The organism is Lujinxingia vulgaris (assembly GCF_007997015.1).
GTDB lineage: Bacteria > Myxococcota_A > Bradymonadia > Bradymonadales > Bradymonadaceae > Lujinxingia > Lujinxingia vulgaris.
Map to the genome: position 1 here is coordinate 167961 of NZ_VOSM01000009.1, position 15235 is coordinate 183195.

Below are 15235 nucleotides of genomic sequence, written 5' to 3' on the forward strand. Positions count from 1 at the left end.
GTGGGGCCTTGCGGGCCCCGAGCAGCTTTTATTGTCGAATCCACTCGCCATCACGCGCGGGCGCAGGGGCAAGAATCGTTAGCGCGAACCACAATCAATCGGGCCAATCATCGCCTCGGTGCTGTGCCTGCCGAGCGCGCGCTGGCGCCGGCGGTCGGTGTCGGCCTCGGGCACATCACCTAAGATCGCCTCGGAGGCGATCGTCACTTTCTTAAAGCAAAACTCTCCGGAGTAACCCGGCGCCGGCGGACCATCGAGGGGATCGCGCACAATAAAGCGAAAACTCACCGGGTTGGTGCTGTCGTTCTCCAGCGATCCGGTCGAGGCGGAGTCGATGAGTTTGCCGTCGGGCAGCACCCCGCGAAGCGTGGCCTGCCCGCCGCCGGGGTTCTCCTCGGGGCTGAATATCTGGTAGCCGCCGCGGCGAATCGCCCCGACACGCTCGTCCTCCGAGCCCAGGCTGCTCAGGTCGGCCTCGGCGCGGGCCTTGAGCATCTCGGAGTAAGAGGGCGCGCGGGCGCCGGCGCGGTAGAGCCCGAACTGCACCACCGCGTCACTGAAGACAGTGGCCTGGGCGCGGCTGCGGTGGCTGGCCGAGAGCCAGACCCCCTCGGTGGTCGAATCCAGCGCGACCATTCCCAGGCCGGTGAGCACCAGAATGACCAGAAGCACCACCACCAGGGCTGCGCCGCGTTGATTGTTGGCTTGAAGTCGCATCAGAGCCCTCGCATACGGAAGTTGGCAAGATCGACACTGGACTGCACCGTCACCACCGAGGCTGCCCCGGGGTTGCGCGGGTCTACATCGTAGGTCTGCATGGTGCCTTCGACCTCCTGGAAGCCCAGCCAGTCGGCGTCGCCGGCGACCTCAAAATGCGGGCGGTTGGTGCGCTCGTTCTCCGAGCGCATTGAGAGGCGAAGGTGCGCCACGCGCGCCTGATGCGGCTGAGAGCCCATCGCCGGCGGCGTCAAACAGGCGCCGGTCGCAGGCTCCCACTCCGAGGCCAGCGGCGTCGGCTCCAGCGCCCCGAACGCGTTGGCACAGTCGAACCACACCCTAAAGTCGACCACATGGTTGGCGATCACCAGCGTGTTGGCCTCGCGCTCGGCATCGTCGACGCCCACGATCACCCCTTCGAGCTGGGTCTGGGTCGGCGAGTTCAGCGCCATGAGCGGGCCGAAGTTGAGGCGGTGACGCACCAGCTGCAGGTTGGTCGGATCAAAGGGGTCGACGCGTACGCGAAACCAGAACGCGTCGAGAAACGCCGCGTCATAATCGTTCTCTGCACCGTCGATGCTCTCCAGCCCCGTCATGCGCCCTTCGCCGCGGAAGGTGATGGCGGCGGTGGTCAGCTCCAGCGCGCCGGAGGAGATGCTGGCCTGGCGCACCGGCACAAATTGCATGTAGCCCTGGCGGTCACTGATGCGCAGGCCACGGGCGCTGGCCGCCTCGGTCAGCGCCAGAGCTCGAGGGTCGGTGTCATCGGCGATCACGGCGCTGTCGGCCGAGACATCAAAAGGATCGATGCGAGTGAGCCGCCCCATGCCACGCTCGACGTTTTCCACGCGGCCGCCGTCCGGGCGCACCTCGCTGATGAGAAAGCTCTGGGGAAAGTCGTAGGCGCCGACCACCACCACGCCGCTGAACGCCGACTGCGGGTTGCGCGCGGCGATGGCCTGCAGGGTGGCGTTGCCCTGGTAGATCTCCCGGCTGTTCTGCCAGCCCTCATATGGGATCAGGCCGAACATCGGGGAATCGTTGGGCCGCACCCAGGGGTCGACCGTCGCGTTGGGCGTGGCCTGACTGCCGGCAGACTGCAGCTCGTTACGCACCATCTCCAGCGCAAAGCGCGCCTCATCGGTGGCGCCGGCCATCGCGTCGACGTCGATCAGCGCGTCGGAGGTGCGGGCGAACATCCCGTAGATCATCGCCACCAGCCCGCCCACAAGCGTCATGGCGATCATCAGCTCCACAAGCGTGAAGCCACGACCGGCCAGGCGGCTCAGGGTCAGGCGGTGGGGGTGGGAGTGTCTCATCATCGTGTCCTTACATCGCAGTCGTCGATGTGGCGTCATCATCGGGTTCAACGCGGGCGGATGGCGCTGGCGAAGTAGCTCGCGCGCAGGCCTTCGAGTTCCAGCTTCAGATCTTCGTCGCCCGGGATCAGCAAGCCGGCGTCGATCGCATCGCAGCGCCCGTTGAGGTTGCCGCCGTCCTGACCGGGAAACGCGCCGTTGGCTCCCGGGTAGACGATCGCCAGGCGGACCTGGAGGTAGGGCTGGGCGATGCCGCCTTCCTGAAGTTGCTCGGCGGAGCCGAACACACAGAATCGCGCCGCGCCGTCATCGGGGCGCATCCGCTGGTTGACAGGCTGGTCGTAGAGGCGCACCCAGCCGCCGCCGGCGTTGGCGATGTCGGCCAGAAAAGCCGAGCCGCGCCCGTCGTTATAGACCTCATCGACGGTGGAGGGTGCCATCGCGCCGTTCCACGCCATCGCCTCGGCGCGCAGGCGCGCCTCGACCTGACGGGCCATCTCGGTGGCGCCGGTGACCTCCCGCGAGGCGGTGTAGCCGCCCAGCGAGATAAACTGCATGGCGATCGTCGCCATCACTCCCACCGACATCAGCACCATCGCGATCAGGAGCTCGATCAGCGAGAAGCCACGCGGCGATGCGCTCGTTGTGCTCAGCTTGATCATTGGATCACCCGCGCCTGACCGTTGAAGGGAATATGAATCATATAAAAGCTCGCCAGCTGGCGCTGCACGCTTAACTCAAAGAGCTCGTCTTCGCCGGCGCCCATCGAGGGGCAGTCGCTCACCCCGGCGTCCAGGGGCTGAGTGGGGTTGGCCATCCAGAAGCGGAAGTTGTAGCCGGGGCAGGCGCCTTCGCTGCTCAGCGTACGCCCGTCACGGTCGAGCACGCGGCCGGCCGGCGAGATGCACAGCGGCCTGGCGATGGTGCCCTCGGTGGACGGGTCGGCACCCAGGATGGCGTGCTCCAGCCCGGTGGCGTTCATGTCGATCTCGATGAGCGCCTCGCCAGCACCGGGCGCGGTGACCACGCCCTCGGCGCAGGTCAGTGAGCGGTTTTCGGAGCGGAAAAACTGCACCCTTCCCGGCCCTCCGCCGCGCTCCACCGCCACAAAGACCACCTCGCCGCGGCCCATCGCGTAGGCCCGGGCCTCCTGAAAGGCCTGCACAATCTGGCGGTTAAGCCCCCGCGTGCTGTTCTCTTTAATCGTGCGTGAGACCGTCGGCGTCACCAGCGCGGCGAGCATTCCGACGATCACGACCACGATCATGAGCTCCACCAGCGTAAAGCCCTGCGCTTTGCGCGGACATCTGGTGTGTGTTCTCTTCGGCATGGCTTCTCTCATCGTTGCATCACGTCAAACATCGCGGTGGCAGCTCTAGCACAGCTTTAGGAGGTCGCAAGATTCGTACCACGCGCGGAAGTCTCCCCCACCGCCGGCGCCCTCCTGCCGATCGGTGGCTCGCGCAGGCGGCGATCCCGGGCTCGGTCCTCGGCAGCTTCGCATCCGGACCTCCCTTCATACTATGAAAAAATTTCATACCCTTGAAGTAATTGCACAGCGCGCCCCGATTCACTACACCCCGAAGTGTTGATTTTTGCCCTTCCCCCCTGTCGTCGAGAGCCCGCCGTGGTGCCAGGTCGACAACTTCGATGGCGCTGGCCGACCACCGCCCCACTCCGAGCGACCCACACGCTGCTCTGGATCGCCACACTTCTGGCGACCGCCGGCGTCCACATCCTCACTGCGCCCGCCGACGCCCACGCCACCACCTACCAGGTGCGCACCCAGTCGCGCGCCCGCGCCACCCAGCACCTGCGCGCCGACCGCCGCTGGGAGGCCTCCCGCACCTGGACCCAGGCCCTGCACTTAAGCGCCCACGACCTGATGGGCGACCGCAGCGGCCGGCTCAACGCCCGGCTGAGCTTTCGATATTTTAGCGACGCGGCGCTCGCGCCCGCGCTGCGCGACGATCCACGCGCGCTGGACCGCTTCAACGACCTGACCCTGGATCTGGCCTACGTGGACTGGCGCCCCTTTGAGGCGCTGCAGCTTCGCGCCGGCCGCCACTGGGCCGGCTCGGCGCTGGGCGTGGTCGACCTCGACGGGCTCAGCGCCGAAGTTGAGCTTGGCGAGGGCCCCACCCGCCAGACCCTGCGCGCCTGGGCGGGCCGTAAGGTCGACCACCGCCTGGGTCCATTCGACCCGGCCACCTTCGATGTGCAGGGCGTGCCGCTTAACGATCCTTACGTCTCGCGTGCGCAGGCCACGCTCATGGGCGCGGCCGTGGGCCTGCGCCACCGCCGCCACCACCGCGTGGAGCTCGCCGCATCCCGAACCTCCCGAAAGAGCGCGGCGCCCGAGGGCTGGGGATCTCCCGACGCCCGGCAGATCGAACACCGCTTCGGCATGAGCGCCTTTATCAAACCGGCGCGCGCGCTCAACCTCAGCACCCTCCTGACCTTTCACGGCCCGGCCCGGGCCTTTGATCGCGCGCTGATGCAGGGGTCGGTGGCCGCCGGCAAAACCACCACCTTTTCGCTCGGCCTCGACCACCGCCTCCCCATCTTCGACGCCGCCTCGATCTTCAACCTCTTCGGGGCCTCGCCGCGCCAGAGCGCGTATATGACGGTGCAGCGCGCGCTTCCGGCGGCGCAGACCTCGCTGGAGGTGCGCGCCTGGGCGCGGGCCTACCGCGACGCCGGCGACCTCTTGAGCCTCCCCGACCACGTCTCGCCAGGCGCGGCGCTGGGCGCGCACACGCGCCTCCGCCTCTTTGATCGCGACGCGCGCCTTGGCGCGCAGGTCAGCTACCAGACCCACAGCGAGGGCGCGCCCACCGGCGACCAGCTCCTCGTCGACGCCTCGTTGCGCGTAGCCGCCACCCCGCGCCGCCTCTGGCTCACAGCGCGCCACCTCACGCTTTACACCACCGGGGCCTCGGGCAGCGCGGTCGACCCCGGCGAAGAGGGCAAACTCGCGCTGAGCACCAGCCTGGGCGCGGAGGTGGGGCTTGGCGCGCTCGCGCGCCTCTCGCTGCTGGCCGAACACCGCCAGGGAAGCGCCCTTCCCTCCCACGCCCTGCTCTACGCCAACCTCACCCTGGAGCTGTGGCCATGATGTTTTGGCGACTACCAACCGGTCTCAATGCCCCGAAGCCCACCCCGCGCACAGGCTTATTCTATGCGGCGCTCTCGGCCTTCGTGCTCGCGAGCATCCTGGCCATCAGCGCCTGCCAGGGCCCGGCCTCGCCAGCGGGGACGCTGCCTCCGCTGCAGAACCCGCCGAGCTACCGCTCCGCCCTGCCCGCAGACCACCCGCCGGGCTTAAGCCGCCTGACCGGCACGCTGATGCCCGACGATCACACCGCAGACTGGCTTTCGCGCCACGGCGTTCAGGCCCGCACGCAGAGCCCCGAGTGTATGAGCTGCCACCTGGAGGCCGACTGCATCACCTGCCACGTCGACACCCTGGCCGAGAGCTCGCTCATCCACCCGCCAAACTACGTCGCACTCCACAGCCTGGAGGCTCGCCAGGGCATCCAGGACTGCGCCACCTGCCACCAGGCCCAGACCTTCTGCACGAGCTGCCATCTGGAGTCGCAGGTCAGCCCCGACGCCCCCTTCGATCTTCAGCCCCCGGCGAACTTTAGGATGCACCCGCCCGGCTGGCTCGACGCCGCCACCCCCAACAACCACGGGGTCATGGCCCGACGCGACATCTTTGAGTGTGCGTCCTGCCACAGCGAGCAGGATTGTGTGAGTTGCCATACGGGAATCTCCCCCCACCCTCCCGAGTTTCGTTTCGAGTGCCGCTCCTGGCTTGAGGCCAACCCGGCCCCCTGCGCGCGCTGCCATCTGGAGCTTGCCCCCTTGCAAGCCGGCTGCCTCTGAGCTCGCAGCGCGCCGCGGCCTGGCGAGTCCAACCTTTTGAATTGACACTGCGCAGCGATGCTGCGATGGCCTCCTCTGGCCCCCGACCCGCCCCCCCTTTCGGGTCATTCCCTCCTTCGAGCGCTCCACCATGGCCCACCATCCCCCCCACGCGCCGCGTAACGCAGAGCCCCAACCCGCCCCGCCTCTTCACGACTACGCCGACGCCCGCACCGCCACCATCGTACTCGCGCTCTTGAGCTCGGTGGTCTTCTTTGCCGTGGTCAACGGCAACATGGTCAACGTGGCGCTGCCCTTTATCGGCCGCGACTTTGGTGTCTCCGAGGGTGTGTACGGGTGGGTGGTCACCGGCTTCTCGCTGACCTTCGGCATCTTTAGCGCCATCCACGGCCGCCTGGCCGATCTGGTGGGCCTTCGCCGGCTCTACTGCGCGGGCATCCTGGCGCTGGGCGCGACCTCGTTGATGCTGGCGGCTTCGCCATCGATCGAGATCATGATCTTTTTGCGCTTTTTGCAGGGCGCCGGCAGCGCCGCGCTCCCGGCGCTGGGCACCATGATCATCGCCCGGGTCTTTGCCCCCCACCGCCGCGGCGGCGCCATGGGCCTTGTGCTCGGCGCGGTGGGGCTGGCCGCCTCGGTCGGCCCCTTCTTAGGCGGCATCCTCGTGGAGCTGGGCGGCTGGCGCCTCGTCTACGGGGTGACCGGCCTTGTGACCTTCGCCGCTCCGGTGGCCTTTCGCCTTCTGCCCGAATCGCTCGACAAGCGCTTTGGCGACAGCTTCGACACCCCGGGCGCGCTGCTCCTTAGCCTGGGCGTGAGCGCCTGGCTCTACGCCTTCACCATCATCGAGCAGCGCGGATTTGGGCCCGTCTTCTTCGGACTGCTGGTGCTGGGGCTGGTGCTGCTTTTGATCTTCTGGCGCCGCATCCACCGCATCGACGAGCCCTTTGCGCAGCCCGAGGTCTTTAAAGATCGCCGCTACCTGGCCAACAGCGCGGTGGCCTTTCTGACCAACGCCACCCGCTTCGGCACGATCGTGCTCGTCCCGATCTTTTTGATCGAGGTCAACCACGTGGCCCCGATGGTCGTGGGTCTGGTGCTGCTTCCGGGCGCACTGCTCATCGCCATGATCTCGCCATTTACCGGGCGCTACGCCGATCGCGTCGGCGCCCGCCAGCCCATCACCATCGGCATGGTGCTCATCATCGCCGGCAACCTCATCACCGCCTATTACGCCGGCGGCTGGGAGGTGGGTGTGGGTCTGGGCATGGGGCTCTACGGCCTGGGCTTTGCGCTGATCCAGAGCCCGATCGTCAGCGCCACAAGCCAGATCCTGCCGCCGAGCCTCACCGGCAGCGGCATGGGCATCTTCATGATGATCTTCTTTCTGGGCGGCGCCTTCGGCGTGGCGCTGAGCGTGACGGCGGTGGAGCTTCAGGCCAAAGGCGCGTCGAGCTGGCTGGGCTTTGACTTAGGGCCCGGCGCCATCTACTCCAACGCCATCCTCACCCTGACCGTGCTCGCCACCCTGGCGCTGCTCCTTACCCGCGGGGTTCCCGGACTGCGCCCCAAACCCATGGAACTCACCCCATGAACTTCACCCCCCTGCAGGCTCGCCTCTACGCCGCCACCCACACCGGCACTCCGGGCGACCTTGCCTACTACGCCTCCCGCACCGCCGGCGCTGCGAGCGTCCTTGAGCTGGGCTGCGGCCACGGCCGCCTGCTCGAAGCTTTAAAGCCCGGTGTGGAGCGCCTGGTCGGTCTCGACCAGGATGCCGAGCTCCTCAAGCTGGCCGCCGCCCGCAACCTCCCCCACACCGAGCTGCTGGCGCGCGACCTCCGAGATCTCCCGGCCGATGGCGAGTTTGAGCACGTCATCCTGGCCTACAACGGCCTCTACTGCCTGCCCGACACCCCCGCGCTCCGGGCGACCTTTGAGGCTGTGGCCGGCGCGCTCCGCCCCGGCGGCCTCTTTCACCTGGACATCTACCCCACCGAGGGCCTCGACGAAGACGCCGCCGAGATGGACATCCCCCAAAACGTCATCGTCGACGACCCCTCCGCCCCCACCACCGAGTTGGATGTGGACGGGGTGATTTACACCATCTGGGAGGGCTCCTGGTGGGACGCCCACGAGCGCACCTTCGAGGTGACCTTCCGCTACGTGCGCGACGACGAGGAGGGCGAAGACCCCGAGGCCGGCGTGCCCATCACCATCGCGCACCGCTACTGGCCCCTCGACACCATCATCGAGGCGGCCCAACAGGCCGGCCTCGACTTCGTCGGCCAGCGCGAGGGTTTTGATGAGGCGCTCGACGAAGAGCTCGAGACCCCGCCCCAGCACGTGCTCACGTTTGCGAAAGTAGGCTGAGAAAACGCAATCAAAGGGGGGCTGCACACCCGCCAGCGCTGGCCCATCGGGCCTGTGTCTGGTAGCTCTCTGCCCGTCGTCAACATTTCTATGAAGGATGGTGGTCATGTCGTTACCTACCCCTGGTGCTCGCAAGGCGTTCTTCGCGCTCATCCTGACGCTGACACTCAGCCCGGCGCTACTGGCCTGCAAATCCACCTCCACCAGCCCCGCGGAGTCGCAGTCCAAACCCATCACCGTCACCGGCCCCGAAGATCTTTTGCAGACCGAAGACACCCTCCTCTCCTACCGCGTGCGTTTTGGCGGCGAGCTCCCCGACGCGATTCGCCAGATCTCCTTCCATTTTATGCTGGCCGTCGCTGCTGAGGCGCTCAACGACCCTGTCGACGTCCTGCTGGACTTACCCGATGGCTCGCTCAGCGCGCTCGATCAAAGCCGCCCGCTGTTCTTCAACGTATCCAGCCTGGGCAACGAGCGCTTTTTGCAGGCCGCCTCCCTGGGTCTTCCCCTGCGCGATGACGAGTGGCCCACGTTCATCCTGACCCGGTGGTTGCTCCCGACAGACGACCCCGCAACGCTGGCCTCCCAGATCGACTCCCACTACGCCCCCGAGCTCGCCGCGACTCCCGACGACGCCGTGGTGCTGCGCTCCTTTGAGGGCCCGGGGTTTCTGCGCGTGGAGGTCGCCCTTCCCATCACCACCCAACACCTCCCCAAGCAGGAGCGTCACAGCCGGGCTCAAGCCTGGATCGACGCACTGGACCTGGCGAACCTCCCGGCCCCCTCGGTCGCCGCCTACCGCCCCACCGCCGCTTATAATGCCTACACAAAGGGCACCAGTGAGATGGCGCTCTGGACCCGTTTCGACGCCCTCGCCAGGCTCGCCAGCCTCAACAACGCCTTTCTCATCGCGCGCCAGACCAATGTTCGCACGATGACACCGAAACACCGTCTGGAGACACTCCGACGCCTGGCCTTTCCCTCCGTCATCAACGATCCCCTCGTCGCGGAAAACGAAGACATCGCGCTCCTTTTGAGCGCCACCGAAGAAGGCGCGATCCTCTTCGACATTGTCACCACGCCCACCGCAGCAGGCGTCCGCTTGCGCGACGACCTTTCCCCCGGCCAAGCGCTTGGGCCGCTCGGCATCACACCCTTTTTGCATATCGACGCCTCTCTCCTTGGTGTCTCTCCCGAAGATCGTGACCTGAAGATGTTTTGGACGCTCAACGACATCATCGGCCGTCAAAACGACACCGACGCCGCGCTCGCCAGACCCGACACCCTGCCGATGACCAAAGGCGAAGTGCTTCTTCTGGGGCTGCTGGCCGCGGGCCAACACCCCATGGCCTCGGTGCATCGCATCCGCGAGCTGGTAAGCGCCGCCATGACGTCACCGCTGCCTGAAGCGCTCTCACTGCGCGCCTACCATCTCCCGGAGGCGCATCCGCTTCCGGTGGGCGCCTCCGCCCTTCTGACCTTCGAGAACACGCCCGAGATGCGCGCAGCCATCGAGCAGACACTGGAGGTATTGCAGAGCCAGAACATATTCCTTCTCGACGCCGAGATCCGAGACGTGACCGAGCATATCGAGGTGCGCCTGAGCCTTGGCGAGCCCCTCGAGACGCGAGTCAACGGCGTCGATACGCGTACCGGGACGCACGTTGCCTTTGAGGCCGAACACCTCGGCGAGCTGCGCGGGTTCGCGCCTCGCGGCCTTTTTGACATCTTTAACAGGATTGACCTGACCACCCGTACCGACGCCGACGCCTGGAGCCTTCGGCTGGCACTCAACGCCCCGGGCGACCTTGTCGCTGCGGACTACGCCAGCGACGTGCCGCTGCTCCCCACCCCCACCTCCCGCTGCCGCACCGAGCTTGCGGCCGCAGCCTTCACCCACCTCCACGACTTAAGCGTCGACGGCCCGGCCAAAGTCGAGCGTTACCTGGAGACCTTCAACCAGCGCGCCGAGCGCTGCATCGACCCCGACGCCCCTTACGCCTCCGAGATCGAAGCGCGGCTAAACATGGCGCGCGAGTGGGCTGCCGAGCTTGAGGATCACGACCCCGACCCGATGTACTGATCCGGCCCGCTTTCCCCCTTTGCCATCGGTGCCCGCGCTGGCCCTTTTTCGCCGCCTGTGCTAGCCCTGCGCCTGCTTTTTGACCGCTGAATGCACCGCCGGCCTGGCGCGTCCTCTACCTGAGGGGTGCCGCCGGGCACCCCGGCTCAGGCTCTCGACCTCTGCACAAAGGATGATGATGAGAATCTCCACTTCCCACCGCACCACTCGCCAGCTCGGCACCGCGCTCGTTATCAGCGCGGCGTTGAGCCTGGGGCTTAGCGCCTGCAAATCCTCGCCAGAGGCTCAGGATGAGGCCGCCCAGAACCAGCCCATCACCCTCTCCGACCCCGAAGACCTGCTGCAGACCGACGACACGATGCTGGCGGTGCGCGTGAACTTTGGCGGCGATCTTCCCGGGGCGATCCGCGAGATGGGCGCCGATGAAAACTGGCAGCTCATCGCCAACCTCCTCGAGGATCCGGTCACGCTCTTTAAGAGCGAGCCCGACGTGCAGGTCGATCTGAGCGCGCTCGACACCGAGCGCCCCCTCTACGTGACCCTCTCGCGCATGGGCAACGAGGACTTCCTCGACGCGGCCGGCCTGGGGCTTCCAACCCGCGATGAGGAGTGGCCGACCTTTGCGCTCTACCGCGCGCTACTCCCCACCGACGATCCGGCGCTGATGGCCACGCAGTTCGACCAGCTCGTCGCCGACTTCAACGCCGACAAGCCCCGCTCGCCGCTGGCCACCCGCAGCTTTGAGGGCCCGGGCTTTCTGCGCGTGGAGATCGCCGCAATGATGAACAGCACTCGCCTTCCCCCGGGCGAGCGCATGGAGCAGGCCCAGAGCTGGCTCAACGCGCTCGATCTGGAGAACCTGGCGCTGCCCACCGCCGCGGCCTTCCGCCCCACCGCCGCCTACAACGCTTTTGTGGAGGCCGACAGCGAGCTTGCGGTCTGGACCCGCTTCGACGCCCTGACCCACCTGGGCATCCTGGAGGCCTCGATGAGCCGGGCCACCAACTCGCGTCACACCTCCGGGGAGCCGGGGCTGGCCCGCTTCCGCATGGAAAACCTCAGCCGCCTGGCCACCGCCTCGGTGCTCAACGACCCGGTGGCCGCCGAGAACGAAGACATCTCCATTCACCTCGACGCCACCGCCGAGGGCGCCTTCTTCCTGGACACCGTGCTCACGCGCACCTCCCAGGGCGCGCGCGTCGGCGAAGCCGCGCGCTCGACGGTGGAGCTCCCGCAGATTGGCGGCTCGCACTTCCTGGCGCTGGACTGGTCGGTCGATCTCGCGTCGGTCTCCGAGACGATCATCGCGCCTTTCTGGGAGCTTCAGAGCAAAGACACCGCTGTGACCTCCATCAATGACCTGGCCGCCAACGACATGCTCGCTCGCCTGGGCCAGACCCAGACCGCGGTGCCCATGCTCACGGCGCTGGCGCAGTACCCGATGGCGCTGATCACCACCGCGGCCTTCTCCAACACCGCCGTGCCGATGGCGCGCGCCGGCACCCTGCGCGCCTTCGCGCTTCCCCAGGGCGGACAGCTCCCGGTGGGCATGGCCGCGGCCATGGTTTTTGACAACACCCCGGGGATGCGCGAGCAGCTCCAGCAGCTTCTGACCATGGGCCAGATGGCCCTGCCCATCGGCCTGGACGCCGCGCTCATCGAGCGCGACGACGACGCCATCGAGCTGCGCCTGGCCCTGGGCACCACCGTCTCGGAAGCCTTCGAGGGCACCGAAATGCAGTCGGTCAGCGAGGCCACCTTTGAGCTGGACCTCAACAAGCTCGGCCAGCTCCGCGCGCTGATCCCCGCGCAGGCCGGCCTCAACAGCTTCGACCGCATCACCTTCGCCTCCCATGATGGCGAAGGCTACCACAGCTACCGGATTGCCATGGACGCCCCTGGCGAGACGGTGGCGCGCACCGCCGACAACGACGCGACGCTGCTGACCGCGCCGACCTTCCGCTGCCGCACCGAGCTTGCCGCAGCCGCCTTCTACAACCTGGAGAACCTCGGAAGCGACGCGCACGCCAAGGCCGACGCCTACCTGGGCACGTTTAGCGAGCGCGCCGACCGCTGCATCGAGCCCACCCACCCCTACGCCGCCCAGGCCAAAGCCCGGCTGGAAATGGCGCGCGAGTGGGCCTCCCAGCTTGAAGACAGCTCCCAACCGGTGGAGAGCGTCTACTAAATGCGTTGTTGATGATTGAAAAGGGGGGCGCCCGGTGCGCCCCCCTTCGCGCTCTGCCCCCACCCCTTGATCGAGAGTCCCCTGATGGTTTCGCCCCTTCGTTACGCCTTTCTCCCCGCCCTGCTCCTCGGCTTGAGCGCCTGCGCCTCCCCGGCCCCCACCCCTGCCGATGAGGCCCCCACCGAGGGTTCCCAAAACGCCGAAAGCGCCGAAAACTCCGAAAGCGCCGAGGGGTCCGAAAGCGCCGATCCCACCGATTACGCCGTCTCGTTCAACGGCCGCTCCATCGACCTTCGGCCCTACGTCCAGGGTTTTCCCTACTCGCGCATCACCCCGGATCTGGAGCACGGCCACCTCCTCTACTTCGAGACGACCCCGGAGGGCACCTGGATGCGCAAGATCGATGCGCTTCCCGAGGAGGGGCAGGTCGATCTGAGCCAGGGGCACAAGCTCAACGACATCGACTGGTCCACCCGCAACTACTGGGGCGGCGAATACAACCGCACGCTCGGCGGCCTGATCTTCCGCGGCGATGAGCGCAACGACGAGCGCATCAACATCTACCACCTGGACCTGGAGACCGGAGACGTTCGCGCGCTCACCGACGTCGACTACATCTACGCTGTGGGCTTCTCCGACGACGATCGCCTCATGGCCTACGTGGTGCGAAATGGCGCGCAGGAGCCTTTTAACAGCTGCCTGCGCATTCGCGACCTGGGCACCGGCGAAGAGCAGCAGATCTGGTGTGACGAGGGGGGCGACGACCGCCTGACCTGGTCGGCGATCGAGTTTGACCCGGCCAACCGCCACGTCGTGCTCACGATGCAGCACGACGGCGACCGCCGCACCACCAACCTGGCCCTCTTCGAGCTCAACCGCCCGGCGGCCGCCGACGATGCGCAGGCCTTTGACGCCCCGCGCCAGCTCCTGGAGCGCGGCACCCGCCACATGCGCCTGGGCGCCATCGCCGACACCTTCGATGGCGATCGCCTCCTCTACATCAGCGCCGAGGGCGGCAACGACGCCCTCTATGCCCTCAACGTCGAGACCGCCGAGCCCACGCTCCTGGCCGAGCTCGACCACGAGCTGAGCGACGTGGAGATCGTGGAGCCCGAGGACTCCGGCCCCCTGCTCTTTGTGCTGCTCGAACACCCCACCGGCTCCATCGCCGAGCTGCGCGACCTCGCCAGTGGCGAGCTGCTCCAGCGCCAGAAGTTCGAGGAGTCCGTCTACGTCGCCGACGCCTTCGAGAACCGCCTGGCCCTCTCCTCAAGCTCGGTGCGCACCCCCTTTGAACTCGACCTCGTCGCGCTCAACGCCGACGGCCCGGTAAGCGCCCCCATCACCATGGAAGCCCGGCGCCTGGCGGAGCTCCCCTCCGAGCTCTTCGAGAAGCTCGTGCACTGCAAGGTGGAGCGGGTGGAGTTTGAGACCTTCGACACCGTCGAGACCCCCGAGGGATCGCAACCCCGCACCCTGCACGCCTACTACTTCGAGCCCGTAAACTCGCCGGCCGACGCCGACCGCCTGGTACGCATGACCTCCTTCTACGGCGGCGGCAACTACTTCAGCAGCGCCAACCAGATCATGTGCGAGGCGGGCATCGCCACCTTCAGCCCCGCCCCCCGCGGCTCCTTCGGCTTCGGCGCCGACTTCGCCGCGCTCAACGACGGCGACCTGGGCGGCGACGAGATCGTCGACCTCTTCTACGCCGCCCGCTGGTTGGAGGCGAACAAGGGCTTTGAACCCCACCAGATCGGCGTCTACGGCTCCAGCCACGGCGGCTACGCCACCATGCGCGCCCTGACCTTCCCCCCCGGCACCAACGACCACCAGGATGTCTACCCCTTCGGCTTCGGCTTAAGCCACGCGGGTTTTAGCGACATCCTCTCCTTCTACGAGACCAGCAACATCCCCGACTGGGTGATCCTGGAAGCCGGCGACCCGACCACCGACGCCGAGAAACTCCGCGCGCGCTCTCCGCTGACCCACGTGGATCGCCTCACATCCCCCCTGCTCCTGACCCACGGCTCCAACGACAGCCGCGTCCCCGTCGCCGAGAGCCGCCAGTTCGCCGAAGCGGCACAAGCCGCTGGCACCCCCGTCACCTACGTCGAATTCGAAGGCCAGGGCCACGGGATCAGCGGGCTGCAAAATACCCTGCGCTACTACCGCGCCGTCTTCTCGTTTTTGGAGGGAGAGGTGTTGGGGGGCGGAGATTCGCGGAGTGGGGAGGTTCGTGCGGACGAGTAAGCTTCGCGGGTTGTGGTCAGGTGGTTGCGGGGCGTGGGGGGTTCGCGACGTTGGGGGGGTCGTGTGGGCGTTGGGGGGCGCGCGGGTTGTGGTTAGGTGGTTGCGCGGCTCGGGGGGTACGCGTGAGTTGGTCGATTTGTGGTTAGGTGGTTGCGGGGCGTGGGGGGGTCGCGGCGTCGGTCGATTCGTGTGGGCGCTGGGGGGGTACATGCTCGACAAACCGCGTAAATGCTGGTGATGGGGTGACCCTCGGTCACTTCTCATCCGCATAAACATGGGTGCTCAGGCGACCCTCGGTCACCCGGACGCAAGCACGAGCACGAGCACGAGCACGAGCACCAGCACAAGTACCAGCCCGAGATCGAGCCCGAGCCCGAGATCGAGCCCGAGATCGAGACCGAGTTCGAGACC

At 67.2% G+C, this 15235-nt stretch carries 11 protein-coding genes; 7 read left to right on the forward strand and 4 right to left on the reverse strand.

Annotation, left to right across the window (positions count from 1 at the left end):
* Positions 1-78: 78 nt before the first annotated feature.
* From FRC98_RS16620 to FRC98_RS16635, 4 genes are read right to left on the reverse strand one after another with little or no spacing between them, the layout of a single operon-like run.
* Complete coding sequence (locus FRC98_RS16620; RefSeq protein ID WP_146982555.1) at positions 79-717, reverse strand: hypothetical protein; 639 nt, start codon at positions 715-717, stop codon at positions 79-81.
* Entirely contained in the window at positions 717-2036 is a 1320-nt protein-coding gene (locus tag FRC98_RS16625) for a PilW family protein (protein ID WP_230467701.1), read from the reverse strand. Before FRC98_RS16625 ends, FRC98_RS16620 begins: the two co-directional genes overlap by 1 nt.
* Before the next feature lie 47 nt (positions 2037-2083).
* Positions 2084-2698 (reverse strand): type IV pilus modification PilV family protein, encoded by a 615-nt coding sequence (locus tag FRC98_RS16630; RefSeq protein WP_146982557.1) that lies wholly within the window; start codon positions 2696-2698, stop codon positions 2084-2086.
* Positions 2695-3366 carry a prepilin-type N-terminal cleavage/methylation domain-containing protein gene (locus FRC98_RS16635; protein WP_230467702.1) on the reverse strand — a complete coding sequence of 224 codons (672 nt, stop codon included), beginning with the start codon at positions 3364-3366 and terminating at the stop codon, positions 2695-2697. The genes FRC98_RS16630 and FRC98_RS16635 overlap by 4 nt, the downstream gene beginning before the upstream one ends.
* Before the next feature lie 297 nt (positions 3367-3663).
* Between FRC98_RS16635 and FRC98_RS16640 the strand changes: the two genes are divergently transcribed.
* From FRC98_RS16640 to FRC98_RS16670, 7 genes are all read left to right on the forward strand, one after another.
* Positions 3664-5154 carry a hypothetical protein gene (locus tag FRC98_RS16640; RefSeq protein ID WP_146982559.1) on the forward strand — a complete coding sequence of 497 codons (1491 nt, stop codon included), beginning with the start codon at positions 3664-3666 and terminating at the stop codon, positions 5152-5154.
* Positions 5151-5927, forward strand: coding sequence for a hypothetical protein (locus FRC98_RS16645; protein ID WP_146982560.1), 777 nt, complete (start codon positions 5151-5153; stop codon positions 5925-5927). Before FRC98_RS16640 ends, FRC98_RS16645 begins: the two co-directional genes overlap by 4 nt.
* A gap of 130 nt (positions 5928-6057) precedes the next feature.
* On the forward strand, positions 6058-7521 hold the full coding sequence (locus tag FRC98_RS16650; protein WP_146982561.1) for an MFS transporter: 1464 nt from the start codon (positions 6058-6060) through the stop codon (positions 7519-7521).
* Positions 7518-8300, forward strand: coding sequence for a class I SAM-dependent methyltransferase (locus FRC98_RS16655; RefSeq protein ID WP_146982562.1), 783 nt, complete (start codon positions 7518-7520; stop codon positions 8298-8300). Before FRC98_RS16650 ends, FRC98_RS16655 begins: the two co-directional genes overlap by 4 nt.
* A gap of 106 nt (positions 8301-8406) precedes the next feature.
* Positions 8407-10383 (forward strand): hypothetical protein, encoded by a 1977-nt coding sequence (locus FRC98_RS16660; RefSeq protein WP_146982563.1) that lies wholly within the window; start codon positions 8407-8409, stop codon positions 10381-10383.
* Between the two features lie 178 nt (positions 10384-10561).
* Positions 10562-12571 carry a hypothetical protein gene (locus FRC98_RS16665; protein ID WP_146982564.1) on the forward strand — a complete coding sequence of 670 codons (2010 nt, stop codon included), beginning with the start codon at positions 10562-10564 and terminating at the stop codon, positions 12569-12571.
* A gap of 84 nt (positions 12572-12655) precedes the next feature.
* The gene (locus tag FRC98_RS16670) at positions 12656-14824 is read left to right on the forward strand and encodes a S9 family peptidase (protein ID WP_146982565.1); all 2169 of its coding nucleotides are present in this window, start codon (positions 12656-12658) and stop codon (positions 14822-14824) included.
* Positions 14825-15235: the final 411 nt, after the last annotated feature.

Coding starts and splice junctions, on each gene's coding strand:
- FRC98_RS16665 (WP_146982564.1), top strand. CDS start 10,562: ATGAGAATCTCCACTTCCCACCGCACCACTCGCCAGCTCGGCACCGCG.
- FRC98_RS16655 (WP_146982562.1), top strand. CDS start 7,518: ATGAACTTCACCCCCCTGCAGGCTCGCCTCTACGCCGCCACCCACACC.
- FRC98_RS16620 (WP_146982555.1), bottom strand. CDS start 717: ATGCGACTTCAAGCCAACAATCAACGCGGCGCAGCCCTGGTGGTGGTG.
- FRC98_RS16645 (WP_146982560.1), top strand. CDS start 5,151: ATGATGTTTTGGCGACTACCAACCGGTCTCAATGCCCCGAAGCCCACC.
- FRC98_RS16650 (WP_146982561.1), top strand. CDS start 6,058: ATGGCCCACCATCCCCCCCACGCGCCGCGTAACGCAGAGCCCCAACCC.
- FRC98_RS16660 (WP_146982563.1), top strand. CDS start 8,407: ATGTCGTTACCTACCCCTGGTGCTCGCAAGGCGTTCTTCGCGCTCATC.
- FRC98_RS16635 (WP_230467702.1), bottom strand. CDS start 3,366: ATGCCGAAGAGAACACACACCAGATGTCCGCGCAAAGCGCAGGGCTTT.
- FRC98_RS16625 (WP_230467701.1), bottom strand. CDS start 2,036: ATGAGACACTCCCACCCCCACCGCCTGACCCTGAGCCGCCTGGCCGGT.
- FRC98_RS16670 (WP_146982565.1), top strand. CDS start 12,656: ATGGTTTCGCCCCTTCGTTACGCCTTTCTCCCCGCCCTGCTCCTCGGC.
- FRC98_RS16630 (WP_146982557.1), bottom strand. CDS start 2,698: ATGATCAAGCTGAGCACAACGAGCGCATCGCCGCGTGGCTTCTCGCTG.